Origin of the sequence: Halapricum desulfuricans, from assembly GCF_017094465.1 — an archaeon.
Classification (GTDB): domain Archaea; phylum Halobacteriota; class Halobacteria; order Halobacteriales; family Haloarculaceae; genus Halapricum.
Window position 1 is genome coordinate 826,531 of record NZ_CP064791.1, and the last position, 26,403, is coordinate 852,933.

A 26,403-nucleotide genomic window follows, 5' to 3' on the forward strand; every position below is an offset into this window, starting at 1 on the left:
GAACACAACCAGGGGTCCGGCAATGAACACGATCGACCGTATCGAGCGAGCGGTTCGGGAGACGTCACACTACTTGAAACGTAATCTCGGAACACACGCGGGCAAGCGGGGCCAGACGAACCCGAGCGACGAGGTCCAGACGGGGGCTGACGTCTGGTCGGACGACCTGTTTTTCGACGCCCTCGCTCCACTCGACGGTGTAGGAAATTATACCAGCGAGGAGCGTGAGGCGACCGTCGACTGCGGTGACGGCTACGCCATCGCGATCGATCCGCTGGACGGATCGGGCAACCTCGCGTCGAACAACTCCGTCGGGACGATCGTCGGCGTCTACGAGAGCGAACTGCCCGCGAACGGTCGCGATCTCGTGGCGGCGATGATGGTGTTACACGGCCCGTACACGACGATGACCGTCGCCCGGGCCGACAGCGACGTCGTCCAGGAGTACCTGCTTCGGGACGGCCACAGCGAGCGACGGGGCGTCTTCGAACTGCCCGAGGATTACACCGTCGTCGGCCTGGCGGGCAAGCCGATCGATCGATCGGAGGCTGTCAACGAACTCGCAAAGGAACTGGAGCGTGATCTCAAACTCCGGTACGGTGGCGCGACAGTCGCTGATCTCGCACAGGTGCTGGAGTACGGCGGTCTGTTCGGCTACCCTGAGTCGAATGTCTATCCCGAAGGCAAACTTCGGGTCCACTTCGAGGCCGCGCCGCTGGCGTATCTCGTCGAAGCGGCGGGCGGTGCCTCCAGCGATGGAGGGAAGTCGCTGCTGGATGTCGAACCGGACGGCCTCCACGCGCGGACGCCGACGTTCCTCGGCAACCGGGAACTGATCGACCGGGTTGAGGCGGTCCTCGGCAGCGACTAGGCGACGACAGCTCGCTTTCTCCGGCAAGCCGATCCGCGGTTGCTATACGTACCGGTAGTGTAGCCGATTGTATGGTCGGGAAACTCGACCCCGAAGTGCTCGATGCACACGTCCTCTCGCGGACCGGCGCACCCGACGAGCGCGTGACTCTCGGTCCGTCCCCGGGCGAGGACGCCGCCGCGATCGATCTCGGCCCGGATTCGCTTGTCGTTAGCTCCGATCCGATCTCGCTGGCTGCCGAAGCCATTGGCACGCTCGGCGTCCCGATCGCGACCAACGACGTCGCCGCGACCGGCGCAGATCCAGCCTGGCTCACGAGTACGATCTTCCTGCCAAGCGACGACGCGACGCAACTGGAAACTGTGACGACGCAACTCGATCGGGCCGCCCGCGAACTCGACGTGGCCATTATCGGCGGACACGCCGAAGTACTGGAGGACCTCTCGCGACCGCTACTCTCGCTGACGGCGATGGGCCGCACCGACGATCCCATCCCGACCGGCGGGGCACAGCCGGGCGAGGAACTCCTGTTGACTGCCGGGGCCGGGATCGAGGGGACGGCCATCCTCGCGACCGACTTCCGGGACGAACTCGATTCAGTTTCCGAAGCGACGCTCGATCGCGCGGCCGGATTCTTCGAGGAGATCAGCGTCCTCGACGCGGCGCGGTCGCTGTGGCCGACCGCAACGGGATTGCACGATCCGACTGAAGGCGGGGTCCTGGCGGGCGTCTACGAGATCGCCCAGGCCGCTGGCGCGACCGTCGAACTCGACCGGGAAGCGGTTCCGATCCGTCCGGAGACGCGGACGATCTGTGCGGCGATGGGTGTCGACCCGCTGCGGATCTTCGGATCGGGCGCGTTACTGGCGACCGTCAACCCGGACGACCGCGAGCAGGCCCTTGGTGCGCTCGCTAACGCGGGGATCGAGGCGGCGGTAGTGGGCCGACTCGTGGACGGCGAGCCGGCCGTCGAAACGGGTAACGAGCGACTGCTCGGCCCGCCCAGAGACGACTGCTACGCCCTCTGGGAATGACACGCGGGCAAGTGCCGACGGAGTGACAACCGTCAGTATAAGTGGGCCCAATACAAAATAGTGAGCATGCCAGAAGATCTCGAAGATCTCAAGCGCGGGACCGAACTGGTCAAGCGCGGCTTCGCGAAGATGCAGAAGGGCGGCGTCATCATGGACGTCGTCGACCGAGAACAGGCTCGCATCGCCGAGGACGTCGGCGCGGTCGCGGTTATGTCTCTGGAGGCCGTCCCGGCGGACATCCGCAAGCGCGGCGGCGTCGCCCGGATGGCCGACCCCGCGGACGTCGAGGAGATCATCGACGAGGTATCGATCCCGGTGATGGGCAAGTCCCGGATCGGCCACACCAAGGAAGCCGAGATCCTCGAAGCCACCGGCGTCGACATGATCGACGAGTCGGAGGTCCTGACGCCCGCCGACGACCGCTATCACATCGACAAGCGCGATTTTACCTCGCCGTTCGTCTGTGGTGCACGCAACCTCGGCGAGGCGCTGCGCCGCATCGACGAGGGCGCGGCGATGATCCGCACGAAAGGCGAGGCCGGCACTGGCGACGTCAACCAGGCAGTCCACCACCAGCGCAACATCAAGGGATCGATCCGCAAGCTCGAGGGGATGACCCACGAGGAACGCGAGAAGTGGGCCCGCGAACACGAGGCGCCCGCCGATCTGGTCCACGAGACCGCCGAGATGGGCCGGCTCCCCGTGGTCAACTTCGCCGCCGGCGGGATCGCCACGCCCGCCGACGCTGCGCTGATGATGCACCACGGCTGTGACGGCATCTTCGTCGGCAGCGGTATCTTCGGGGCCGAGGACCCCGAAGCGATGGGGACGGCCATCGTCGAGGCCGTCAACAACTGGGACGACCCCGAGAAACTCGCCGAAATCTCCTCGAACATCGGCTCGGGCATGAAAGGCGACGCAAACGCCGACTTGCCCGAGGAAGAGAAACTGCAGGGTCGAGGTGTCTAGAGCTCTCGATCCATCGGATCCTCGAGTTCACCTAGCACTTCCTCGAACGCGTCGGTCGCGGTGACGAGTCCGACAACCTCGCCGCCGTCGAGCACTAGCGCGAGTTCCTGATTCTCGGCCTGGAACTGGTCGATGAGATCGCTGACGGCCGTATCGGCAGCGACCGTCATCGGCGACGTAGCCAGCTCCCGCAGCGTCGTCTCGCCGGCCCGCAGTTCGTCGATGTTGTGCAACACCGTCGGTGCGTAGACGACGCCGACGAACGCTTCGAAATCGTCTTCGACTAGTGGGAATCGGACGTGTGGCGTCCCGTCCATCCGGTCGAGATTGGCGTCCAGATCCTCTTCCGTGGATAGCGCGACGATCGACTCTCGGTCGACCATGATATCGCTGACTGCCGTCTCACCGATATCGAGGGCGCCGATGACCTCCTCGACGCGTTCGGTTGACATTCCCATCTGGCTCATACGCTCGCCCATCTGACTGCGAAGCTCGGCCCGTGACGTGGGTTCGGTGCCCTCTTCGACCTCCTCTTCGGCCCACGAGCGAGAGATCTCGACGCCGAACAGCCCCAGTAACGCCTTCGCGACCCAGTCCGCAGTTAGGATAACCGGCGACATGAGCTTCGACCACCAGTACAGTGGGCCCGAGCCGTACTCGGCGACGAATTTCGCGCGCTCGATGCCGAGATAGGTTGGGGCCTGCTCGCCGACGATGACGTGCAACATGTTGATCAAGGAGAATGCAAGCAGGACCGACAGGGCCGTGTGTCCGCCACTGGTGATCCCAACCGCACCGAGCACGGGGCCCATCACGGCCGCGACGGCGGGTTCGGCGACGACGCCCAGGCCGATACTGCTGATGGTGATGCCGACCTGACAGCCCGACAGAAAGATCTCGAGCCGCTCCGTCATGTTCCAGGCGCGTTCGAGCCCGCGACTCTGTCCGACGAACTCCGATTCGTCGAACTGCCGGACCCGGGTCAGCGCGAACTCGGTCGTGACGAAAAACCCGTTACTGAGCAGGAGACCGACGCCACCGATCAGCCGTAGCCACGTCTCCACCGTGATAGCCATACGTCCGGTAACTTGGTCGAAGATAAACCTAAAAGCAGCGTTTCACAGAACTTGTTAGAAATCGATCCCGTGCTGAGCGCTCGACGCCGGGCGGTCGCAACCGATAGCTGCGGACGATCAGTGAATCGTCGCACCCTCACCGATCCGGGTCTGGTAAGCGCGGGCCTCGACACCGGCGTCATCGAAGGCGTCGAGCATCGCCGAGGCGACCCGTGACTGGTCGTCCTCGCGACAGGCCGCGAGTACCCCCGGACCGGCACCGCTGATCGTCACGCCCGTACTACCGGCTTCCAGGGCGGCCCGTCGGACCTCGCTGTAGCCGTCGATGAGTTTCGCGCGGGCCGGCGTGACGACCGAGTCCTCCATTCCCCGGCCGATCAACTCGGGGTCGTCCCGATGCATCCCCGTCGTCAGCGTCGCGGCGTTACCGACCGTCTCGATCAGCTGGTCGACGCTCGTCCGCTCGGGGACGACTTTCCGGGCGTCCCGGGTGGAGACGACGATCTCGGGCAGGCAGGCCACCAGCGGCACGTCGGCGTCGACCTGGGTGACGCCCTCGGGGGTCGCGATCGTGAACCCGCCGAGGATCGCGGGCGCGACGTTGTCGTCGTGAGCGTCACCGGAGACGACGGCCTCGCCCTTGGCGGCGATCGGCACCAGTTCTTTGCGGGTCTTGCCCCGATCGTACAGTTCGTTGAGCCCGACAGCGGCCGCGGCGGCGCTGGCAGCCGAAGATCCCAGCCCCGAGGCCGGGCGGATCCCCTTGTCGATCTTGATATGTGCGGGCGCATCGAGCGCCTCCGCGACCGCACCGACCGTGTTCTTGTCGGGATCCTCGGGAATGAACTCGCTTCCCGCCCCCGTCACGTCGATTGTCGTCCGGTCGGCACGCTCGACGCGGACTACGTCCGCCGGGTGGGAGAGCGCCACGCCGAAGACGTCGAAGCCACTCCCCAGGTTGGCACTCGTCGCCGGCGCCCGCACTGTCAGCATACCCTGCCGTAGCCAGAGTACCCGCAAAAAGGTAGCGGACTACCGTGCCGTCACTTTCCGATCATGCCTGGGGATGTGCTACCCGCTCCCCATCAGTCTCGAATCGTGCGAGCAGGTCCTGTAACTGCTCTGCGCGGTCGGTCAGCGACCCGACGCTGTCCGAAACCTCGGACACAGTGGCCGTCTGCTGCTGTGCGGCCGCCGAGGCGTCCTGTGCTTTCCCGGCGGTCGCATCGCTGATGTCGGACACCTCCTCGACCATCGAGACCGTCTCCTCGGCGGTCGCCGCCTGCTCGTCCGTCGCGTCGCTGATCTCCTGAATACCACTGTCGGTCCGTTCGGCGTTCTCGGCGACCCGTTCGAACCGCTCGACGACAGCCTCGACGGACGCAACGCCGTCGTCCATCTGGTCGCTGGCTTCCCGAGCCTCTTCGACCGCTGTCTCGGTCTGCGTCTGGGTCTCTTCGATCAGTGACTGGATCTCGGCGGCCGATGTCCGCGTTTCCTCTGCGAGTTGCTTCACTTCGTTGGCGACGACTGCGAAGCCGTCGCCGCCGGCTGTTCCTCCGGACTCGGCACGAGCGGCTTCGATGTTGGCGTTGAGCGCCAGCATGTTCGTCTGCTCCGCGATGTCGCCGATCAGCTCGACGATCTCGCCGATCTCGTCCATTCGATCGTCCAGCGTCTCGACGCCGTCGACGGTCGAGGCGAGCGATGCCTGTACCGTTCGGATGTCTTCGATAGCGTTCTGTGCCTCCGCTTCGCCTGCCTCGGCGATCTCCGCTGTCTCCTGTGAGGTCGTCGCGACCGATGCCGCGGACGAGGCGACCTCCTCGACCGTCGCCGAGAGATCGCTCATCTCGCCCGAGACGTTCCCGAGCATCTCTCGCTGTTCGTCGGCCCCGCGGGCGATCTCTTGGACGGACGCACTCACCTCTCCGCTCGCACGCTCTATTTCCGCTGCCCCGTCGGCCGCGTCCGCACTCGCCTTGCTGACTGTGCCGGCGAACGTCTGGATCTCCTCGACTGTCCCTTCCATCTCGGAGATCATCTCGTTGAACGCCGTCGCGATCTGTGCCATTGCGTCGCTGTCGGTTTCCGTATCGAGTCTGACGCGCAGGTCCCCGTCGGCAGCCCGTGCCATCGCATCGCTGTAGGTGTCGGCCGCCCCCTCCAGCCGCTCGTTCATCTCAGCGAGCTCTGCCTGCTGCCGTTCGGCCTCGGCCCTGGCTTCCTCGGCTTCCTCGCGGGCAGCCTCGATAGCTTCGTTTTTCTCCGCCAGGGACTCTACTTCGGCGGTCTTTTCTTCCGCCTCTCGGAGCCGCTGTTCGGCCTGTTCGCGCGAGCGCATGATCGAGTACCAGTTGATCATCAGCGCCAGCGACAGACACAGCACGAAGGCGGCGTGGATAAGCGCCCACGACAGCGGGTTCGCTATCGCCGCAGGGTGGTTGTACACCGCGGCTCCGCCGACGATTCCGAAGACGGCGTGCTGTGCGGCGACGTAGCCGACGCCGATCCCGAAGGGGAGCCAGTCTTCGTAGACTGCTACGATCCCCAGGACGACGAAGAAATGGAAGTGCGCCTCGATGAACCCGCCGGAGAAGTGGACTAGGATCGCCGAAGCTGACACCAGCCCGGTTGCCGCGAGCCCCGTCCGCGCCCGCTGGGGCAGCCGCGACCACGCGGAAAGCAGCGTCAGTCCAAGTAGAACGCTCAACTCCACTACAATATACGTTAGCGGGATTTCGGGGATCGTTGCCCCCGAGAACAGCGATTCGGTCCCCTCGAACAGCCCGAGCGCGAGTAGCAGCGGGACGTGTACAAACAGGAGATACACGATGCTGCGGTGCCGACTGCGCCAGCTCCCGTCCGGGATTGTCTGCCCGTTCGGGACGTACTCGACGAACTCGCGGAGGCGCTCCGCGAGGCCCTGTGCGGCAAATGTATCCGATATATCCGCGGTCGATTCGCTCATATCTCCTGAAACAGACACGACCGCAAAAGAGTTCGCTGCCCGCTATCAAACGCTGTAATCGGTGGATTGAGCCCCCTCCTTGATCGACCGCGGTTGTCGCACCGTCCCTGTATGAAAAAGCCTATTCGCGCCACCGCAGAACTCGGGATATGATCGGTGTCGTCGGCGGTGGGATCGCCGGCCTCGCGGCCGCCTATCGCCTCCAGCAGCGCGGCCACGAGGTCCGGGTCTTCGAGGCGAGCGAGCAGCTGGGCGGGCTCGCGGCCACCTACGAGACCGCGGGCGATCCCATCGAGAAGTACTATCATCATCTCTCGAAATCCGAGGGGACGATCCTCGAACTCGCCGCGGAGCTCGGCGTCGAGATCGAGTGGCGCTACAAGTCCGACGCCTTCTACGTCGAGGGGCAGGTCCACCCGATGGACAAACCCTGGGAGATCCTCGCCTACCCGCATCTGAGCTTTTACGACAAGTTCCGGCTGGGGATGCTCGTCAGCGAGATCGACGTCCGCGGCTGGAAACCGCGGACGGATACCTACGAGAACCTCGAAGACTTCGAGGACGTCCCCATCAAGGAGTTCCTGCTCGAACACACCACCCGCGGAGTCTACGAGTACTTCTGGGAACCGCTGCTCGACGCCAAATTCGGCTCCCGGAAGGAGGACGTTTCGGCGGCCTGGCTGCTGGGGCGGGTCAAGTTCCGCGGGGAGCGTGACCTCCTGCGTGGCGAGCAACTGGGCTACGTCGAGGGGAGTTTTGGCCGCCTGCTTGACGCACTGGTCGAGGCCGTCGGCCGCGAGAACATCACGACCGGCGCACGCGTCACCGATCTGGCGACCAGCGACGGCACCGTTGACTCGCTGACCATCGAAACTGACGACGGCACGGCCACCCACGTGGTTGACGCGGCCGTCGTCGCCGCGATGCCGAACGTCCTCGAAGACTTGACGGGCTATCCCTGCGAGATCGACTTCCAGGGCACCGTCTGTGGGGTCCTCTCGCTCGAGGAGTCGCTGACCGACACCTACTGGCTGAATCTCATCGACGACGCTCCCTTCGGCGTCCTCATCGAGCACACGAACTTCATTCCCGAGGAGCGCTACGGCGGCGAGCACCTCTACTACCTGGCGAGTTACGTCCAGGACTACGACGAGCAGCTGTGGCAGGCAAGCGACGACGAGGTCGAACAGCTGTGGCTCGACGGCGTCGCCGGCCTGTTCCCGCAGTTTGACCGGGAGTCGGTCAACTGGCTGGAGATCGCTCGCAATCCTCGGACGGCCCCCGTCTACGAGCGCGGCTATCTCGATATGGTCGTGCCCTACGATCTGGGCGAGGAAATCGCCGAGGGCGTCTACTACGCCGGGATGGCCTCGCGGGCGCAGTACCCCGAACGCTCGCTCGACGGCGCGATCGAGGCCGGCTACGCGTGTGCGGACCTGATTGAGGAGTAACTCATCCTTCGATCTTTTCCTCGTCTACACCCGGCGCGGCCTCGACGTCGACCTCGTCGGGTTCCTCGCCGCCCCCGACCACGAGTTCGCCGTCGCCGGTCTCGACGTAGACGTCGTCGGCGAACCCGCCCTCGGCGTAGGGGTGCTCGGGTTCCTCGAGTCGCTCGGGCGTCGACGGGGCGCTCGGGAGCCCGTCCTCGGGTGTGAATTCCCCGAGCGGATCCTCGATCGCGATGTCGTGAGATTCGAAGAACTCGGCGTAGCGATCGTAATGCACGTCGAGTTCGTCGCTGGGGAACTCCATCATCTCGGTCCAGCCGTGGTTGTAGAAGGCGAAGTTGGCCTGGATGTGGGTGATCTCGCGGGCCTCGGCTTCGGGATAGCTGTCCTCTAGGGCGGCGACGTAGGTGTCCATCGTCGCCTCGAAGAAGGCGTCGAGGTACTCGCGGCGGTCGTCCCTGTGGTCTTCGGCGGCCCGATCCAGGAAGACAGACGTGTGGATGTCGACGAGTTTGTCGATGGCGTACTCGCCGACGACGGGCATGGTCAGCGCCTGTTTGGCGGCCCAGTGGCGGACGTTCTGCTGGATCTTCATCGACGCCGGATACGGACTGTATCCCCTTGAACGCGGCGTCTCCGGCAGGTCAGGCGCGCTGATTCGGTCCGGCCCCGACGCCCGGCGAGAAGCCGATCGCCGCGAGCAGTGTCCCGACGACGACGTACAGCAGCAGCGACAATCCGGTTACGAGCTCGCCACTGAACACCAGCCAGCCGGCGAGGGCGAGACTGCCGACGACGAGTGTCATGCCGAGCGCGATCAGCCGTCGGCTGAATCGGTCCAACCCGCTCATCTGTTTGATCGTGTCGCGCATGCCTTCCGATACGAGCGCGAGACTGAAGAACGTTTGTACACGCAGTATCTTCCTGTATTTATCATGCTATAGCTCTCTTTCGGTCGACACCGGATCTGACCACAGCGACGGTGACGAAGGGTTCTCCGGCCTGCCAGGTATGGGATCTGGGAGATAACAACCCACATTAATGCTCGACCCGAACGAGAGTGCATGACCACGTCGCACGTGATCCTCGGCGACGGCATCGCGGGGAGTTCGGCGGCCGAGACGATCCGAGAGACGGATCCGGACGCCGACGTCACCGTCATCACCGAAGAGGGTGAGGCGCTGTACAACCGGATCCTGATCAAGGAGTTCGCCAAGGGCAAGTTGCCCGAAGCACCGGTGTCGATCCACGAGCCCGGCTGGTACGACGACCGGGATATCGACCTCGAACTGAACACGCACGTCACCGGCGTCGATACCGCGGACAAGGTCGTCCATACCTACGACAGCGGCACGTATGGCTACGACAAGCTGCTGATCGCCACGGGGGGGACGCCGATTCAGCTGCCCGTCGAGAACGCTGACGCCGAGGGGATCCATCACTTCTGGACGTTCCAGGACGCACGCGAGATCCGGGAACACGCTGCCGAGGCCGAGACGGGTATCGTCATCGGGGCGGGGCTGCTCGGGATCGATCTGGCGGCAATCTGTGGGGCACAGGGCGTCGACGCCAAGTACCTCATGCGTGGCAACCGCTGGTGGCGGTATGCGCTGAGTTCCGACGGTGCGGAGATCATCCACGACGCCCTCGAGAATATCGGTGTCGAGCCGGTCTTCGAGAGCGGTCTCGATTACTTCGAAGTCGACGACAGCGGCCACGTCAGCGGCGTCGTCGACACGAACGGCGTCACCCACGAAACGGACTTCGTCGGAATCGCTGTCGGGCTCGACTACAACACCGAGTTCCTCGAGGGGACGCCGATCGACGTCGAGGACGGCGTCCTGGTCGATCAACACATGCAGACGAACGTCGAGGACATCTATGCCGCCGGCGACATCACGGAATACTACGACGTGATCCTCGAAGACCGCACGCAGAACGGTGCGTGGGGCTCGGCGAAAGAGCAGGGCGTCGTCGCCGGGACGAATATGGCCACCGACGACACGACCAAGGAGTTCCGGTACGTCCCCTCCTACTCGATCACGCACTTCGACTTCCCGTTTCTCTCGTTCGGTCATCCGACGATCGGCGACTCGGACGCCGAACGCAAGTACTCCGAAAGCGAGTGGCGCCGGCTCACGTTCAAGAACGGCAAGCTCGTCGGCGGCGTGCTGATCGGGGACCTTTCCCAGCAGAGCACGTTCAAGAAGATCATCCGCCAGGAGCGACCCGTCGCCGATCAGAAAGAGAAACTACTTGAGAAAGACGTCGACCTGGACGCGCTGGCGCCATCGGCGATCGAGTAGCCCATTTGACGCTGCTGGCGGTGGGCCGTTTGATCACCGACTGACGTCCGGACGTTTTTATCCGATACCGTCCCAACTGCTAGGCGATGGGACCGGTTCCGGAACTCGACGCGCGTGCGCAGGCCTGTGCCGATCGATTACTGACGGCCGAGGAGGTCCTGCTGGCCTCGCATATCGACGCGGACGGATTGACGAGCGCAGCGATCGCTTCGACGGCGCTCGAACGTGCCGGACTGGCACACGAGGTGGTCTTCAAGAAACAGCTCGACGCCGAGGAGATTGCCTCAATCGCGGCGATGGAGTACGAGACGGTCCTGTTCACCGACTTCGGGAGCGGCCAGTTGGACGTGATCAGCCAGCACGTCGACGACGGTGACTTCGAGGCCGTGATCGCCGATCACCACCAGCCGTCGGACGCGGGCGACTGCGCCCCCGGATTCGAGGACACCGACGGGTACGGGGACTTCGCGTGGCACCTCAACCCGCTGCTCGAAGGTATCGACGGCGCCTCGGAGTTGTCGGGCGCGGGCGCCAGCTACGTGCTCGCACGTGCGCTAGGTGGCGACCGGAACCGCGATCTCGCCGCCCTGGCTGTCGTCGGTGCCGTCGGAGATATGCAAGCGACGGGCGGGGAGCTACGCGGCGCGAACGAGCGGGTCGTCGCCGACGGCGTCGATGCCGGTGTCGTCACCGAGGCTCGCGATCTGTCGCTATACGGCAAACAGACGCGGCCGCTACCGAAACTGCTTGAATATGCCAGCGACGTACACATCCCCGGCATATCCAACGACGAGTCCGGCGCGATCGCGTTTCTGGAGGATCTCGGACTCGATCTTCGTTCTGACGGCGACTGGCGACGGTGGGTCGATCTCTCCGACGGGGAACGCCAGACCCTTGCAAGTGCGCTCGTCCAGCGAGCGGTCTCCCGTGGCGTCCCTGCCGAGAAGATCGACCGGCTGGTCGCGACGACCTACACATTCCCGAACGAGCCGGAGGGGACTGAACTCAGGGACGCAAGCGAGTTCTCGACGCTGTTGAACGCGACGGCGCGCTACGAGCGGGCCGATGTCGGCCTCGCGGTCTGTCTGGGCGAGCGTGGCGAGCCGCTCGAACGCGCCCGACGACTCCTTGCGAACCACCGACGCAATCTCTCGGAGGGGATCGACTGGGTGACCCAGCAGGGTGTCGAGCAGCGCGAACACGTCCAATATTTCAACGCGGACGATCGGATCCGGGAGACGATCGTCGGCATCGTCGCGGGTATGGCGCTCGGCAACGAGGGCGTCTCGCGGTCGAAGCCGATCGTCGCGTTCGCCCGGAAAAGTGACGGCGAGTTGAAGGTGTCCGCCCGCGGCACGGGCGTGCTCGTCGGGCAGGGACTGGATCTATCGGTCGTCATGCGCGAAGCGTCCCGGGCCGTCGACGGCGACGGCGGCGGGCACGACGTCGCTGCCGGCGCGACGATCCCGGACGGACACGAGGAAGCGTTTCTCGATGCTGCCGACCGGATCGTCGGTGACCAACTCGACTAACGCAGCGACAGGAAAAAATATCGGGCGGCGACGCGTCGCTTATTCCTCGTCTTCGACGTCCTCGACAGCGACGTCTTCAGGCTGTGCGGGGTCGTCGTCACCGAGCAGCGATTTGGCGGCGTAGGCGACACCACCGGCGGTGCCCAGCGCACCGCTGACGACGCCGAAGCCGGGGCCGAATCCGTCGCCGGACTCGGTCGTCGTACCACTGCCGCCGTCGGCGGGCGAGATAGTGACGTTGACAGTGTCGGTCGCCGTCTTGCCCTGGCCGTCGTCGACGGTGAGTTCGAAGGTCAGCGTCGTCTCACTGTCGACGTCCGGCGCGTTGAAGGCTGCGCCGGAACTGTCCGCACCGACCAGGTCGACTTCGGGAGTACCGCCTGTCTGCTCCCAGTGGTAGGAGAGCGTCCCACCGTTGGGGTCCTCGGAGTCGACCGACTGCAGCGAGACGGTGTTACCCGGTTTCGTGTTCTTGTCATCGCCGGCGTCGGCGATCGGCGCGTCGTTTGCCGACTGCGGGAGAACTGTCGCCGTCGTCGTTCCCGTCGCTTCGTTGTCGTCCGGATCGGACACTGTGACCGTGAATTCCAGTGTCGTCTCCTCTTCGACATCGGGAGCGATGAACGTCGGCTGTGCCGTGTCCGTACTGTTGAATTCCTGGACGTCGGGGCCGGCCGTCTGCTCCCACTGGAATGTCAGTTCCTGACCGTCCGGATCCTTGGATTTCGAGGCGTCGAGAGAAGCCTCGACACCGCCGAAGACCGTCGGACCGGGCGCGGCGATGGCTTGCAGGCCACCACCCGGGGGCTGGCCGGAAACCAGCGTCTGGATAGTGTACAGCGGGATGAGCGGCGGCGATCCTTCGCTGTAGGAGAGCGAACTCTCCTGATCGACCACGTTGTCGGGCCCGACCAGATCGATCACGCGGGGTGCGCTCTCAAGCGCTCCTTCTTTTCCACCGCCGAAGTTCCAATCACCGGCCTCGCCGGGGTTGATGCCCTGGCGGATGCCGTTCTCACCGAAGCCGTCCTGGCTGAACACCATCATCGCGGTTTTCAGCTGCGTGATGTCCTCGGTGTTGATCGGCGATTTCGGAATGCCGAACGTGATCGTGTTGTTCTCGGTATCTCCCGAGGCCGGGATTTCCTCGACGATAGCGTTCCCGTTGGCGTCTTCGAGGCGAGCACTGCCGGCCTGGATATGGGCAACGTAGTGATACGGCTCCTGGAACTGTGAGACGGTGCCAGCAGTTCCTTCCGTGCTTGTCGGCGCGTCTTCCGGCGCGTTCGGATCCTGGATGTACACCTGGATGACCTGAGAACTGAAGCCGGCGTCGTTGCCGAATTGGTTCTTCTGGACGCCCATCGTGGCGGTGAACGTCCATTCTTGTGCCTTGCTCTCAATGTTGACGTTCGTGACGTCGAACTGCCCCTTCTCGAGGTTCGCCGGGTAGGTGTAGGAACCCGGACCGAAGTCGTCGCCTTCCGGATCGGAGATCGAACCGATCCCCTGCTGGATCTTGTAGACGCCGTCCCAGCTTGCGAGCGGGATCTGTGCCTTCGCATCCGCGGTGTAGGCCAGCGCCTGCGCCTGGATCGTACCGGCGGGCGTGACCATGTCCATGACGTGCGGCGCGGTCTCGGTCGGCTCGCCGCTGGTACCGATCGTGTACTCGCCGGGCTGGCTGGCGAAGCTCTGGCGGACGCCGCCGGTCCCGAAGCCGTCGTACGGTGCGACCAGCGCGGCGATATCCATCCCTCGCGGGGAGCCGCCGATGGCGTCCATCGGGAAGTCAAAGCGGATGTCCGTCCCGTCGACTGCGAGGTTCACGTCGGAGCTGACGACCTCGCCGTTGGCGTTCTCGACCTGTGCGGTCCCCTCACCGTGGACGACCACGCGGTAGTGATACGGTTCGGCGAAGTTGACGTTCATCCCGTTGCGCCCTTCCGTGGACGTGGGCTGGTCGTCGCCGGCCTCGGGATCGCGGAGGTACACCTGTGGGAACTGCTGGGAGATCCCGTTGAGGCTCCAGACGTTCTGCATCTCCGTTGCCATGGTGTACTCGAAGCGTGCGCGGGACCGGCTCTCATAGATATTGACGTTCGTGATATCCCACATACCCTCGTAGAAATCACCTTCCGGCGCGTCCGGATACTGGAAGTTGCCGGGACCGTTGTCGTCGCCGGTCTCGTCGTTTGCGCGTCCGGCAATCTCGAACTCCGACGCCAGCGACGTGTACGGCAGCGTTGCCTTCGCGTCGGACGAATATGCCAGCGCGTCGGACTGTGTACTGGTCTCGGGCACGACCATATCGATGACTCGCGGGGCCTGCCCCGGCGTCTCGGCGCCGCCGAAGGCGTTCGAGCCTGCCTCGGCCTGCACGGGCATGACGTTGCCCTCGCCGTCGGGGTGGTACCCGAGCATCAGCGGCGCGACGTAGTACGAGCGGATCCCGCCCTCAATGGCGGTCTTGGGTATCTCGACGACGATCTCGTCGGCGACCCCGTTGGCCATGACCGACCCTTCGGCCACGACGTTGCCCTCGTGATCCTCGACGCGGGCACCGTTCTCGCCGTCGGCGACCAGCCGGTACTGATAGGGTGCCTCGAAGGTAACGTTCGTTCCGGCCCGACCCTCGGTCGCTCCGTTCTCGGCTTCGGGGTTCTGCAGGTAGATCTGCAGGTGCTGTGCCGTGATGCCGCCGGCGTACCCTTCGGGGTTCGTCAGATCGCCGGCGATCGGCGCCCGGAACTGGACGCTGTCGGCCGTCGTGTGGATCGTGAACCCGGACATGTCGAACGCGCCCTCGCCGTAGGCGTCGCCTGTCGGGTACGTGTACGATCCGGGTCCGTTGTCGTCGCCGGTGCCCTCGTCGAACTGGGCGATTCGGTCGCCAACGCTGAACAGCGTGTCCGTCTCGACGACGGCCAGCGTGTCGAACTCGACGGTGACGCCCTCGGTGTCGTTGTCGACGCCGATGTTCTCGCCGGCCGGATCGCCGGCGAAGCGGTTCGTCGTCGAGGTGCCCGGCAGCAGATCGACCTGCGCCGTGCCCGGGTCGAAGTGGACCATCACGACGACGTTCTCAGTGCCCTCGTCGGTCTCCATCGACCGACCGAACACGAGCACACTGTCGTCGGACTGGAACCACGTCTTCTGCATGTCGGCGTCGGGCTTGAGGATATCCTCGTCTTTGTACAGCTGGGTGACGTCCTTGTAGAACTGGAGGTGCTCGGCTGGCACGTCGTCGCCGTTCTCCTCCCAGTTCATGAACGCACGCTTGTAGTTCTCCGGACCGACGTCACCGGCACGCGGATCGTTGCCTTCGCCGTTGTAGTCGTAGCGCTGGTGGCCGTTCTCGGTGATCAGCCGTTCCTGGCCGTAGTAGATAAACGGTATCCCAGGGAGAGCGACTCCGGCCGCCCAGACCGCACGCTGGGCCTTGGCGGGGTCGTCGCGGGCCCCGTCACGAGCGATCTTGTAGAGCCGCTGCTCGTCGTGGTTCTCCGTCGAGTTGGCCAACAGCGTGTGGTCGGGCCACCCCTCGTTTTTGCGGTTCGCAACGATGTCGTACAGATCCATCGGGTCGCCGCCGTTGACGACTCCCTGGCCGCCGCTCTTCATGAAGCCCGACGTGTCGAAGTGCATGTCGAACTCGTTTTCGGCGAAGCTGGGATCGTTCGGGATGGTCTCGTCGAGCATCATAAACTCGCTGTTGTGCTCGCGTACCGCTTCCCGAACTTCCTTCCAGAAGCTGTGTGGTACGCCGTAGGCGATGTCACACCGGAAGGCGTCGACGCCCATCTCCGCCCAGTGCTCGGCCGCCGCGAGGATGTGCTCGCGCAGCGCGACGTTGCCGTAGTTCCACTGGGGCATCACGCGCAGCCCCGCGAAGCCGGTCATCGCCGGCGCGGGATCGACGATATCCCCGTCGGCGGTCGTGTTCGGGGCGTCCTTGCGGGCGAACCAGTCGAAGTACTTCGAACTGCTGTCGTTCTCGGCGATGCCCCTGTAGGTCCATCCGGACGGTCGCGTCTCGCTCAGGCTGGCGATCGTGTCCTGGAAGAACGGATGGTGGCGACCGCCGTGGTTGATGACGAAGTCGATGCAGACGTTGATGTCCTTCTGATGGGCGGCCTCCAGGAACTCCTGGAACTCGGCCATCGCGCTCTCGCGAGCGGCCTGGCGGGCGTTGTTCTCGGGGTCGTAGCCGTCTTCCCAGGGCCACGGTTCGTCGACGTAGTCGCTGAAGGTGTACTCGGAGGTGAGGTCCTCGGCCTTCTGGAAGTACGACAGCGCGTCGTAGCCGTGCGGACCGCCGCCGACGTACTTGAACCGGTTGCCCTCTCCGGACCACTCGTCGAAGTTCTGGCGCTTCCAGTTACCACTCTCGGAGGGCACCGTCGGCGTGAACCAGATCACGTCGACGTTCAGTTCTTCGAGGTAATCCAGCTTCTCCTGGAAGCTGCTGAAGTTCGCGTTGGAGTTATGGGTCGGCCACTCGCCGTCCTCCGGCGGGCCCATGAACGATCGCGGGAAGATCTCGTACATGATCCCGTCGTGGATCCACTCCGGCGGCCGGTTGGGATACTCGATGGCCTCGTTCTGCGGGTCGAGGACGACGGTGTCGGTGTAGCCGTGCGCGTTCGTATCCCAGGGTGCCGCGTGGACGCGAGCGGTCTCGCCGCCGAGCGCGCTCTTGGGAATCCGCGCCGTCCAGGAATCCGTCCCGTCGCCAACTGCGATGTCTTCCGTCGAGAGGGCGTCACGGCCGTCGGCGAGCCATTCGACGACCAGGTCGGCGGTCGCCATCGTGCTGTTGGGCGCGAGTTCCGGGTTCGATTCGAGGACGAACTCGCTGTTGTCGCTGTCGTAGTGGCCCTCGATCGCGACCCGCGGCGGGCCGCCCTGATCGCCGTTCTCCGGGAAGATGTGCAGCAGCTGCTCGTAGGTGTTGCCGTCCGGACCCGTGAGTTCGAGGACGTACCGGCCGGGCACGTCCGGCGCGAACTCGACGACGTTCTGATCGCCCGTATCGTACTGCTCGAACGTCTCCCCGTCGGATTCGTCCGACGGAGCGTATTCGAGCGCCGCGGAGCTGTCCTCCGGACTCTCCGTCAGTGACCACGAGAAGTTCTCGGCGTCGTAATTCTCCGGATCCTGCTGCGGTTCGCCGACGATCCGTGGCGCGAAGTTGTCACGGTCCTTCCCGCCGGCGTGGAAGTTCGTGAACGTCGTGAACATCGCGTCGTAGAACTTCTGTCCGACCTGTCCGAACCGCGGTGGCCCCGGGTGATACGTGTCGTCCCCGACCGCGCTGGCGAGGCTCAGCCGACGAACGTCCGACTGAGCGTTTGTCTGTCCAACCGCCGAAAGTGCTCCGACCCCTGCAAGTCCTGTGAGATATTCTCTTCGTTTCATGATTGAGTAACCACGATGGACGATCCCAGCGCGACCCGGCCGCCGTTGCGGAACTCGCCTGCATGTTCGGTCCCCGACTGCCTCTCCGCACTGCCCTGCCGGCCCGGAACTGAGATATCCATACGTACGCACACAACGTCTGGCGTCACATCTAAAAAGATTATGTTCTTCTTCATCACGGATGCAGGCGCAACAAGAAAAGTCACCCTAAAGCAGGGGCTTGTCTCGATCCCGACGCGGTCGCGGGGTCCGGTTCCGTGCCAGCGCTTGGCAACCGTCGATAGTGAACGTTTCGCTATGAGATCACACGTTCATATCACTGCACGGCCACTATTCTCGCCTGTACCTGCCGTAAACGAGTCCGCGGGCGTGCGGGAAGTCGTGCACGCCCTCAATCGTCAGACGCAGCCGTGATATCCTCCGATCGGCTTCCAGTCTCCGTGGTCGCCGGCGCGGGCAGGTCGGTCCGGACGTCGTCGTCCGGCCGCGACTCGATGGCTTTGGCGTATGCCTCGGGGAGGACACGCACGAACGCGTCCAGCGCTGACTCCCAGTCTTCGAGCAACTCCTTCGCGCGCGCCGAGTCCGTGTACTCGGCGTGGTTCTCGACGAGCCGCCGGAGCAGCCGCCGGTCGGCGCGCTTGAGCTGTCCGGAGAGCGATGTCATCTCAGTGTTCGCCCGCTCCGGGAACTCGTCGTCCGGGTCGTAGACGTATGCGATCCCGCCGGACATACCCGCGGCGAAGTTCTTGCCGGTCTCACCGAGCACGGCGATCGCGCCGCCGGTCATGTACTCACAGCCGTGGTCACCGACGCCTTCGACGACGCCTGTTACGCCGGAGTTGCGAACCGCGAATCGCTCGCCGGCCATCCCGTTGACGTAGGCCTCGCCACCAGTCGCGCCGTACAACCCGACGTTGCCGACGACGACGTTTTCGGCCGGATCGTAGGACGCACTATCCGGCGTCTCGACGATCAGTTTTCCGCCAGACAGGCCCTTGCCGACGTAGTCGTTCCCGGTCCCGGTCAGCGACATCGTGACTCCACTCGCGAGGAAGGCGCCGAAGCTCTGCCCGGCAGTCCCGCCGAAATCGAGCTGAATCGTATCGTCGGGCAACCCCTCGGGGCCGTGCGCTCGCGAGACGCGGTTCGAGATCGTCGCCCCGACCGCCCGATCGACGTTGTCGACCGTGCCGTCGAGCGCGACCGGCCGCCCCGTCTCGACGGCGTCACCGATCGCCTCGAGGACGTCCCAGTCGAGCTGGTCGTCGACGTCGTGGGTCTGCTCGCGGGTCTTGATCCGGTCGTCCGTCCCGGCGGGCGGGTCGGTGATCGCCGAGAGGTCCAGGTGCTGTGCCTTGGGGTGATCGACGTCGTCACGCTGGGCGAGCAGCTCGGCGCGGCCGATCATCTCGTCCAGTTCGGCGAACCCGAGTTCGGCCATGATCTCCCGCAGCTCCCGGGCGATGAACGTCATGTAGTTGATGACGTGATCGGGCTGGCCGGGGAACCGCTCGCGCAGCTCCTCCTTCTGGGTCGCCACGCCGACCGGACAGGTGTTCTCGTGACACTGGCGGGCCATCACACAGCCCTCCGTGACGAGCGGCGCGGTACCGAAGACGTACCCTTCCGCGCCGAGTAACGCGGCAACGGCCACGTCCCGGCCGGTCTTCAGCCCGCCGTCGGTCGTGACCGTGATCCGCGAGCGCAGCCCAGTTGCCCGGAGCATCCGGTTGGCCTCGGCGAGCCCCAGTTCCCAGGGGAGGCCCGCGTTCTTGATCGACGTCTTGGGCGAGGCGCCGGTCCCGCCCGAGCGACCCGAGATGTGAACCACGTCGGCGTTGGCCTTCGCGACGCCGGCCGCGATCGTCCCGATGCCGTCTTCGGCGACGAGTTTGACGTTGACGTCCGCCTCGGGGTTGCCCGCCTTGAGGTCGTGGATCAACTGCTTGAGGTCCTCGATGGAGTAGATGTCGTGCTGGGGCGGCGGCGAGATGAGCCCGACGCCGGGCGTCGCGTGGCGGATGTCGGCGATCATCTCGTTGACCTTCTTGCCGGGAAGGTGGCCGCCCTCGCCGGGTTTCGATCCCTGTGCCATCTTGATCTGCAGTTCCTCGGCCGCCGAGAGGTACGCCGAGGTGACGCCGAACCGCCCCGACGCGACCTGCTTGGTCTTCGAGCCCGTCTCGGTGTCGAATCGCTCGGGCGGCTCGCCGCCCTCGCCCGTATTCGAGTGTGCACCGATACGGTTCATCGCCTTCGCGAGGTTCTCGTGGGCTTCCGGGGAGATCGAGCCCAGCGACATGGCCGCCGTCTCGAAGCGCTCGACGATGTCCTCGACGGGCTCGACGTCCTCGATCGGGATCGACGCGCGGGCGTCGGTGTCGAACGCCAGGAGTCCGCGCAGCGTCTGGAGCGTCTCGTCTTGCTCGTTGATCGTCGCGGCGAACTCCTCGTAGGTCTCGTAATCGCCCGTCCGGACGGCCTGCTGGAGCGTGCCCGTCGTCTCGGGGTTCCACTGGTGGTGGATCCCGCCCGAGCGGAACTCGAACTCGCCCTGGCGTTCCATGTCGGCCCCGTCTTCGAACGCGACCGCGAACCGTTCGCGCAGATCGGCCTCCAGTTCGTCGATCCCGATCCCCTCCGTGCGGGTCGCCGTCCCCTCGAAGTACTCCGCGACGAAGTCCGAGGCGAGCCCGACGGCCTCGAAGATCTGGGCCCCCTGGTAGCTCTCGAGCGTCGAGATGCCCATCTTGGCCATCGTCTTCAACAGGCCGTCCTCCAGGGCCGTGACGTACGCCTCGATCGCATCCCGCCGGTCGGCGCCCTCGGGCCCCGCGACCAGGTCCTCGATCGTCCGGTAGGCCAGGTACGGGTTGATCGCGTCCGCACCGTAGCCCACGAGCGCCGCGTGGTGGTGGACCGTCCGGGGGGCCGCAGACTCGACGACCAGTCCGACCCGGTTGCGAAGCCCGTTGCGCACGAGGTGGTGGTGGACGCCGCCGACCGCGAGCAGGCTCGGGATGGGGAGTCGGTCGGCTCCGGCGGCCGTATCCGAGAGCACGAGCACGTCCGTTCCGTCCCGCGCCGCCTCGGTCGCGGCGTCCCGGAGGTCTTCGACTGCAGTCTCCAGATCCCTATCGGAACCGAAGGTGGCATCGAGCACGCGCGCCGACAGCCCGTTCGCGTCGAGCGATTTGATCGCGGCCGTCTCGGTGTCGGTCAGGATCGGCGAGTCGGCGACCAGTTGGCGGGCGTGGGCGGGCGTCTCCGCGAGCAGGTTGCGCTGGTTGCCGAGACGGGTCTCCAGGGACGTGACGACTTCCTCGCGGATGTTGTCGAGCGGCGGGTTCGTCACCTGTGCGAACAGCTGCTTGAAGTAGCTGCTGAGCGGTCGATTGTGCTGGGCGAGCACCGACAGCGGCGTGTCGTCGCCCATCGAGCCGACGGGGTCCGTGCCGGTCTCGGCCATCGGCTCGATCAGGTGGTCGACCTCGTCGTAGGTGTAGCCGAACAGCGCCTGCTGGTTTCGCAACCGGTCGATCTCGTGGCGCGTCTCGTACTCGCGGGTGGCGACCGCCGAGAGCTGGACCTGTTCGTCGTCGACCCACTCGCCGTATCTGTCCTCGACCAGTCCCTCGAAGACCTCCTCGTCGGGGATGACGCGTCCCTCTTCCGGATCGGCCAGGAAACACTGTCCGGGCTGGAGCCGACCCCGCTCGCGGATCGCCTCCGGTTCGTACTCGAGCGCGCCGGCTTCGCTGGCCATCACCAGCGTGTCGTCCTCGAGGATGTCGTACCGCGCGGGTCGAAGCCCGTTGCGGTCCAGCACGGCCCCGACGCGCTTGCCGTCGGTCGCGGCCACAAGCGCCGGGCCGTCCCAGGGTTCGACCAGCGAGGCGTGGTAGTCGTAGAACTCCCGGCGCGTTCCGGTGAGATCGTTGTCCTCGTGGCGCCAGGCCTCGGGGATCAACATTCGGAGAGCGTGAGGCAGGTCCCGCCCCGCCTGAAGCAGCAACTCCAAGGCGTTGTCGACGCTCGCGGTGTCGGACTGTTCGGGGTCGTCGATAATCGGCGTGATCTTCTCGATGGCCGACCCTTCTCCGGGCGTCACGTCCACAAACGCGTCGGTCGCGAGATCGGTCTCGCGGGCCCGCATCCAGTTGATGTTGCCCTGAATGGTGTTGAACTCGCCGTTGTGGACGATCCGCCGGTAGGGATGTGCGAGATGCCAGGCCCCGAGCGTGTTCGTCGAGAACCGGGCGTGAACCATCGCGAACGTCGACCCCACGCGTTCGTCGGTGAGATCCGGATAGTACTCGGGCAACTGCCCGGCCTTCAGCAGGCCCTTGTAGTCGACGGTCTCGTGATCGAGTGAGACGACGTAAAAGCGGTCGCTACCCGGGAGATCAGATTCCTCGACGTGACTTTCCAGCACGCGACGGGCGACGTACAGCTGTCGGCCGAACGCGTCGTCAGCCCGTTCCGTCGCGGATTCGACGAAGACCTGCCAGACGTCCGGCTCGCTTTCCAGCGCCGTCGCGCCGAGCCCGTCGTTGTTCGTCGGGACCGACCGCCAGGCGAGCACGTCGAGTCCCTCGCCGGCGAGTTGCTCCTCGACGACAGCCTTGAGTCGCTCTCGTTGCTCGTCGGCCTCGGGAAAGAAGATCGTCCCGACGGCGTAGGCCCCCGGATCCGGCAGTTCCGCGTCCACCTCCTCGCTGAAGAACGCGTGTGGAATCTGTATCTTGATTCCCGCTCCGTCGCCGGTGTTCTCCTCCGCGCCGGTCGTCCCTCGGTGCTCGAGGTTCGCGAGCAACTCCAGTGCGTCCCCTACGACCCACGGGCCCCCGCCGTCGTCGAGGTCCATGACAACCCCGACGCCGCAGTTCGAGCGCGCATCAGTGACCGGCGCACGGCTGTGATCTCCGTCCACGCCGGGTGTGCTATTTCGGCTCATGTGCTATACTGTGTCGACCGAACGAATAAGAGGCTGACCTACAAGGGGGAAGGGACTATTAAATCCAAATAAGGCACCTAATACAATTCGACCGGTAGAACGAGCGTTACGCCAGCGCCACAGTTTTCAGATGTTGAAAACGGGGCGATACACCTATTGGCTGACTTTGGGTTGCTGTGGATATGAAGGCGGCATTCGTCGAGCGGTATACGGCTGTACTCTGGTGGATGATGGACCAGATCGGCGTCACCGAGTCTGTCGAACGGAAGGTCCTCGCTGCCGTCGTGATCCAGTTTTCGATTTCGGTATCACTGGTCGTCGTCTCGCTGTTCACCAGCGGGCTCGTGCAGATCGGGCTGGTGCTCGTCCTGTTGGGTGTTGCCGTCGTGGCGTTCGTCAATACGATCATCATCACGCGCTGGGACATGATCGAGCCGATCGAGCGCCTCGAAACGCATGCGAGTGCGATCGCCGAGGGTGACTTCTCGACGGACGTCCAGCGACTCGACCAGGACGACGAACTCGGCGATCTCACCGACGAGTTCGTGGAGATGCAGGCGTACCTGGACGTCGTTGCCAGACAGGCCGACGCGCTCGCTCGTCAGGAGTTCGACGCCGAGGTACTCGATCGGGACGTGCCCGGTGATTTCGGCGCGTCGCTCCGGGAGATGAACGACAGTCTCACCGAGTACACGACGGAGCTCCAGGAGATGACCGAGCGACTGGAGCGTCGCTCAGATGGACTCGACGAGCTCGTTTCGGCGTTCGGCGACGCTGCCGAGCGTGCCCGCGACGGCGATCTGACCGCGACGATCGACGAAGCCCACCTCCAGCTCGACGACGACGCCTACCGGGATGTCATCGACAACTACAACGCGCTGGTCACGACGCTCGCGGAGACGCTCGGTGACGTCGTCGCGTTCGCGGAGCGCGTCGATACTGCCAGCGACGAGGTCGACGAAAGCGTCGCGGAGATCAGCGACGCCAGCGACGAGGTGGCCCGCTCCGTCCAGGAGATCAGCGACGGGGCCGCTGATCAAACCGACCAGCTGCGTACCGTCTCGGAGGCCATGAACGACCTCTCGGCGACCGTCGAGGAGATCGCCGCCTCCGCCGACGAGGTCGCCGGAACCGCGAGTACGGCCGCCGAGCGCGGTCAGTCCGGTCAGGACGCCGCCAGCGAGGCCATCGAGGAGTTGCGCGTCCTCGAAACGCGGATCGACGAGACGGCCAGCGCCGTCGAGCAGTTGGCCGAGGAGATCCGCGAGATCGACGAGATCGTCGCCTTCATCGACGAGATCGCCGCCGAGACGAATATGCTCGCGCTCAACGCCTCGATTGAGGCCGCACGCGCTGGCGAGGCCGGGGAGGGATTCGGCGTCGTCGCCGAGGAGATCAAGGGTCTCGCCGGGGAGACGGCCGACGCGGCGGGCGATATCTCCGATCGGATCGAGACAGTCCAGGCGACCTCCGAATCGACGGTCGACGACGTCGAAGACATGACCGAGCAGGTCGACACGACGGCTCGCTCTGTCGAGGACGCTGTCGGGGACTTCGAGGACATCGTCTCGCTCGTCGAGGAGATCGACGGCGGTCTCCAGGAGATCAGCGCGGCGACGGACGATCAGGCCGAGACGGCGACCGAAGTCGTCGATCTGGTCGACGAGGTCGCTTCTATCAGCGAGCAGACAGCCGCCGAAGCCGAGGACGGCGCGGCGGCGGCCCAACAGCAGACGGCGACCATTCAGACGGTCACCGGCGCCGTCGAGGACCTGTCGACCGACGCCGCGACGCTCGCCGAGCGCCTCGAATCGTTCACCGTCGATTCGGACCCTGGTCGCCGCGGGGCACCGACGCGGTCTGTGGCGAGTACTGACGACTGATTCGTTCGCGATCACGCCCCGGAGGTCAACTCACGGGGCCGACACGCCCGGACGACTCCTCGAACAGCAGCAGATCCGTCCTGTCGATTGTACAGCGAGCCCGCTCACCCGGAACCAGTTGCACGCGCTGGGTTTCGACCGTCAGCTCACCGCCGGCATCCAGCGTGAGGACGACCTCGTAACGCGTGCCGAGGTCGGTGACGCGATCGACGACGCCGGCCAGTGTGCATTCGGTTTCCGTCCGCTCGCTGTCGAGGAGCGTGAGATCGCTCGGACGGGCGAGACAGATGAGACCCGTGTCGGCTGGCGTGCCGCCGTCGCCGGCCAGCGCTCGGCTCTCGAGGGTGAGCCCCGGGTCGCCGGGCGGCGTGACCGGAAGCCGCGTCGACCGGCCGAGAAACGAGGCCACAAACGGCGTCGGCGGTGACTCGTACAGCTCCCGTGGTTCGCCGATGCCGGCGACCTGTCCGTCGCTCATCACGACGAGTCGGTCGGATAGCGCCATCGCCGTTTCCTGATCGTGGGTGACGTACAGCGTCGTGACGCCAGTCTCGCGCTGGATCCGTGCGATCTCCTCGCGCAACCGGTCGCGAAGCCCGCGATCGAGCGCGGACAGTGGCTCGTCGAGCAACAGGACGTCCGGCTGGGGGGCCAGCGCCCGCGCGAGTTCCGCTCGCCGGCGCTGGCCCCCGGACAGCGCTGCCGGCATCGCCTCGCGCTGTTCGGACAGCGAGACGAGTTCGAGGTAGCGATCGACGGTCGCCGCCCGCTCGTCTGGGCCGACCCCGGCCGGCAGAAGCCCGTAGGCGACGTTTTCGGCGACGGTCATATGGGGAAACAGCGTCGGCTCCTGGAAGACGACGCCGACGTCTCTTCGCTCGGGCGGGTCGGCCGTGATGTCCTCTCCCCGGAGGTGTATCCCCCCGGCAGTCGAGTTCACGTGGCCGGCGATGGTCTGGACGGTCGTCGTCTTGCCACAGCCACTTGGGCCGAGCAGCCCGACAATCTCGCCGGCATCGACCTCGAAAGAGACGTCTTCGAGGGCGAGTTCGTCCCCGTATCGGTGCGTGAGACCGGCCACTTCGAGCGTCATCGATCGATCACCGTCGGAACCCGTCCGACTCGCTGAACGACGGCCAAGACCGCCAGCGTCACGGCCAGCAGTGCCAGCCCGACCGGGACGACGGCGTCGATCCCGCCGTTGATGAAGTCGACCCAGATGCGCGTCGGCATCGTCCGGGGGTTCGACGCGACCATGTACGTCGCGCCGAACTCGCCCATCGCACGGGCGAACGTGAGCGTGATCCCCGCGAGGATCGCCCCGCGGGCCAGCGGGAGCGCGACGTGTCTGAACGTGCCGAGCGCCGTGTACCCCAGCGAGCGCGAGGCGCGTTCGAGCCGCTCGTCGATCGCGCCGAACCCGGCCCTGGCGGTGACGACGACGAAGGGGGCGGCGACGAACGTCTGTGCCAGGACGATACCGATGAAGCTGCCAGTCAGTTCGATCCCGACCGCGTAGGCTGTCGCGCCAATCGGTGTGAACCGGCCAAACGCCGTCAGGATCATCGCGCCGGCGACCACCGGGGGCAACACCAGCGGCAGGATGATCAGTCCCTCGAGCAGTCGTTTCCCGGGGAACGATCTGCGGGCGAGGACGTACGCCAGCGGGACGCCCAGTACCGTTGCCACTATCGTCGAGGTCGTCGCCGTCAGGAGTGAGTTTCGGACCGCTACTTGTGCCTGTGGCTCGGCCAATCTGGCGAGGACGTCCGCCGTTCCGGTCCGAGCGAGAAACGCCACGAACGGCACAGCCACGTAGACCAGCAACAACCCGCCCAGAAGCGCCGGCACGAGTAGTGTCGAGCGCGCTGTCCACGTTGTTCGCGTGTGCGTGCTCATAGTTCTTGGCCGTCGGGCATTGTTATCCGT

Annotated in this window: 17 protein-coding genes; 7 read left to right on the forward strand and 10 right to left on the reverse strand. The window is 65.3% G+C overall.

The features are described from left to right. Positions 1-22: 22 nt before the first annotated feature. The 3 genes from HSEST_RS04300 (at position 23) to pdxS (ending at position 2,874) form a co-directional block, all read left to right on the forward strand. Positions 23-871: a class 1 fructose-bisphosphatase gene (locus HSEST_RS04300; RefSeq protein ID WP_229122339.1), complete on the forward strand. Its 849-nt coding sequence runs from the start codon at positions 23-25 to the stop codon at positions 869-871. Positions 872-942: 71 nt separating this feature from the next. Continuing rightward, positions 943-1,905: an AIR synthase family protein gene (locus tag HSEST_RS04305; RefSeq protein WP_229122340.1), complete on the forward strand. Its 963-nt coding sequence runs from the start codon at positions 943-945 to the stop codon at positions 1,903-1,905. A gap of 66 nt (positions 1,906-1,971) precedes the next feature. After that, positions 1,972-2,874, forward strand: a complete 903-nt coding sequence (pdxS, locus tag HSEST_RS04310) for a pyridoxal 5'-phosphate synthase lyase subunit PdxS (RefSeq protein WP_418886533.1) — start codon at positions 1,972-1,974, stop codon at positions 2,872-2,874. Here pdxS and HSEST_RS04315 read toward each other — a convergent pair. From HSEST_RS04315 to HSEST_RS04325, 3 genes are all read right to left on the reverse strand, one after another. After that, positions 2,871-3,950, reverse strand: coding sequence for a CNNM domain-containing protein (locus tag HSEST_RS04315; protein ID WP_229122342.1), 1,080 nt, complete (start codon positions 3,948-3,950; stop codon positions 2,871-2,873). The two genes, pdxS and HSEST_RS04315, sit on opposite strands and share 4 nt — an antisense overlap. Before the next feature lie 117 nt (positions 3,951-4,067). Beyond that, positions 4,068-4,943 (reverse strand): homoserine kinase, encoded by an 876-nt coding sequence (locus HSEST_RS04320; protein ID WP_229122344.1) that lies wholly within the window; start codon positions 4,941-4,943, stop codon positions 4,068-4,070. Positions 4,944-5,004: 61 nt separating this feature from the next. Continuing rightward, the gene (locus tag HSEST_RS04325) at positions 5,005-6,921 is read right to left on the reverse strand and encodes a methyl-accepting chemotaxis protein (RefSeq protein WP_229122349.1); all 1,917 of its coding nucleotides are present in this window, start codon (positions 6,919-6,921) and stop codon (positions 5,005-5,007) included. Positions 6,922-7,070: 149 nt separating this feature from the next. Here HSEST_RS04325 and HSEST_RS04330 point away from each other — a divergent pair, with 149 nt between their 5' ends. Continuing rightward, on the forward strand, positions 7,071-8,372 hold the full coding sequence (locus HSEST_RS04330; RefSeq protein WP_229122351.1) for an NAD(P)/FAD-dependent oxidoreductase: 1,302 nt from the start codon (positions 7,071-7,073) through the stop codon (positions 8,370-8,372). 1 nt (position 8,373) lies between these two features. On the opposite strand, the gene HSEST_RS04335 is transcribed toward HSEST_RS04330, so the two are convergent. Further along, positions 8,374-8,967: a DUF6149 family protein gene (locus HSEST_RS04335; RefSeq protein ID WP_229122352.1), complete on the reverse strand. Its 594-nt coding sequence runs from the start codon at positions 8,965-8,967 to the stop codon at positions 8,374-8,376. 49 nt (positions 8,968-9,016) lie between these two features. Then, positions 9,017-9,244, reverse strand: coding sequence for a hypothetical protein (locus HSEST_RS04340; protein ID WP_229122354.1), 228 nt, complete (start codon positions 9,242-9,244; stop codon positions 9,017-9,019). Positions 9,245-9,436: 192 nt separating this feature from the next. Between HSEST_RS04340 and HSEST_RS04345 the strand changes: the two genes are divergently transcribed. Both HSEST_RS04345 and HSEST_RS04350 read left to right on the forward strand, forming a co-directional pair. Next, on the forward strand, positions 9,437-10,678 hold the full coding sequence (locus HSEST_RS04345) for an NAD(P)/FAD-dependent oxidoreductase (protein WP_229122355.1): 1,242 nt from the start codon (positions 9,437-9,439) through the stop codon (positions 10,676-10,678). An 86-nt stretch (positions 10,679-10,764) separates the two neighbouring features. Then, entirely contained in the window at positions 10,765-12,210 is a 1,446-nt protein-coding gene (locus HSEST_RS04350) for a single-stranded-DNA-specific exonuclease RecJ (protein ID WP_229122356.1), read from the forward strand. Positions 12,211-12,249: 39 nt separating this feature from the next. Here HSEST_RS04350 and HSEST_RS04355 read toward each other — a convergent pair whose 3' ends face one another. The 3 genes from HSEST_RS04355 to gltB form a co-directional block, all read right to left on the reverse strand. After that, on the reverse strand, positions 12,250-17,631 hold the full coding sequence (locus tag HSEST_RS04355; RefSeq protein WP_229122357.1) for a glucodextranase DOMON-like domain-containing protein: 5,382 nt from the start codon (positions 17,629-17,631) through the stop codon (positions 12,250-12,252). Continuing rightward, entirely contained in the window at positions 17,628-17,753 is a 126-nt protein-coding gene (locus HSEST_RS14510) for a hypothetical protein (RefSeq protein ID WP_267491910.1), read from the reverse strand. The genes HSEST_RS04355 and HSEST_RS14510 overlap by 4 nt, the downstream gene beginning before the upstream one ends. Before the next feature lie 269 nt (positions 17,754-18,022). Further along, a complete protein-coding gene (gene gltB, locus HSEST_RS04360; RefSeq protein ID WP_229122359.1) occupies positions 18,023-22,591 on the reverse strand; it encodes a glutamate synthase large subunit in 4,569 nt (1,522 codons plus the stop codon). Positions 22,592-22,773: 182 nt separating this feature from the next. Between gltB and HSEST_RS04365 the strand changes: the two genes are divergently transcribed. Next, positions 22,774-24,474 carry a methyl-accepting chemotaxis protein gene (locus tag HSEST_RS04365; protein ID WP_229122363.1) on the forward strand — a complete coding sequence of 567 codons (1,701 nt, stop codon included), beginning with the start codon at positions 22,774-22,776 and terminating at the stop codon, positions 24,472-24,474. 25 nt (positions 24,475-24,499) lie between these two features. Here HSEST_RS04365 and HSEST_RS04370 read toward each other — a convergent pair whose 3' ends face one another. Both HSEST_RS04370 and HSEST_RS04375 read right to left on the reverse strand, forming a co-directional pair. After that, positions 24,500-25,567 carry an ABC transporter ATP-binding protein gene (locus HSEST_RS04370; protein WP_229122364.1) on the reverse strand — a complete coding sequence of 356 codons (1,068 nt, stop codon included), beginning with the start codon at positions 25,565-25,567 and terminating at the stop codon, positions 24,500-24,502. Then, entirely contained in the window at positions 25,564-26,373 is an 810-nt protein-coding gene (locus tag HSEST_RS04375) for an ABC transporter permease (protein WP_229122366.1), read from the reverse strand. Before HSEST_RS04375 ends, HSEST_RS04370 begins: the two co-directional genes overlap by 4 nt. Between the last annotated feature and the right edge of the window lie 30 nt (positions 26,374-26,403).

Bases quoted from the DNA above. Each gene is read 5' to 3' on its own strand.
- HSEST_RS04300 (WP_229122339.1), top strand. From the start codon at position 23: ATGAACACGATCGACCGTATCGAGCGAGCGGTTCGGGAGACGTCACAC.
- HSEST_RS04305 (WP_229122340.1), top strand. From the start codon at position 943: ATGGTCGGGAAACTCGACCCCGAAGTGCTCGATGCACACGTCCTCTCG.
- pdxS (WP_418886533.1), top strand. From the start codon at position 1,972: ATGCCAGAAGATCTCGAAGATCTCAAGCGCGGGACCGAACTGGTCAAG.
- HSEST_RS04315 (WP_229122342.1), bottom strand. From the start codon at position 3,950: ATGGCTATCACGGTGGAGACGTGGCTACGGCTGATCGGTGGCGTCGGT.
- HSEST_RS04320 (WP_229122344.1), bottom strand. From the start codon at position 4,943: ATGCTGACAGTGCGGGCGCCGGCGACGAGTGCCAACCTGGGGAGTGGC.
- HSEST_RS04325 (WP_229122349.1), bottom strand. From the start codon at position 6,921: ATGAGCGAATCGACCGCGGATATATCGGATACATTTGCCGCACAGGGC.
- HSEST_RS04330 (WP_229122351.1), top strand. From the start codon at position 7,071: ATGATCGGTGTCGTCGGCGGTGGGATCGCCGGCCTCGCGGCCGCCTAT.
- HSEST_RS04335 (WP_229122352.1), bottom strand. From the start codon at position 8,967: ATGAAGATCCAGCAGAACGTCCGCCACTGGGCCGCCAAACAGGCGCTG.
- HSEST_RS04340 (WP_229122354.1), bottom strand. From the start codon at position 9,244: ATGCGCGACACGATCAAACAGATGAGCGGGTTGGACCGATTCAGCCGA.
- HSEST_RS04345 (WP_229122355.1), top strand. From the start codon at position 9,437: ATGACCACGTCGCACGTGATCCTCGGCGACGGCATCGCGGGGAGTTCG.
- HSEST_RS04350 (WP_229122356.1), top strand. From the start codon at position 10,765: ATGGGACCGGTTCCGGAACTCGACGCGCGTGCGCAGGCCTGTGCCGAT.
- HSEST_RS04355 (WP_229122357.1), bottom strand. From the start codon at position 17,631: ATGAAACGAAGAGAATATCTCACAGGACTTGCAGGGGTCGGAGCACTT.
- HSEST_RS14510 (WP_267491910.1), bottom strand. From the start codon at position 17,753: ATGGATATCTCAGTTCCGGGCCGGCAGGGCAGTGCGGAGAGGCAGTCG.
- gltB (WP_229122359.1), bottom strand. From the start codon at position 22,591: ATGAGCCGAAATAGCACACCCGGCGTGGACGGAGATCACAGCCGTGCG.
- HSEST_RS04365 (WP_229122363.1), top strand. From the start codon at position 22,774: ATGAAGGCGGCATTCGTCGAGCGGTATACGGCTGTACTCTGGTGGATG.
- HSEST_RS04370 (WP_229122364.1), bottom strand. From the start codon at position 25,567: ATGACGCTCGAAGTGGCCGGTCTCACGCACCGATACGGGGACGAACTC.
- HSEST_RS04375 (WP_229122366.1), bottom strand. From the start codon at position 26,373: ATGAGCACGCACACGCGAACAACGTGGACAGCGCGCTCGACACTACTC.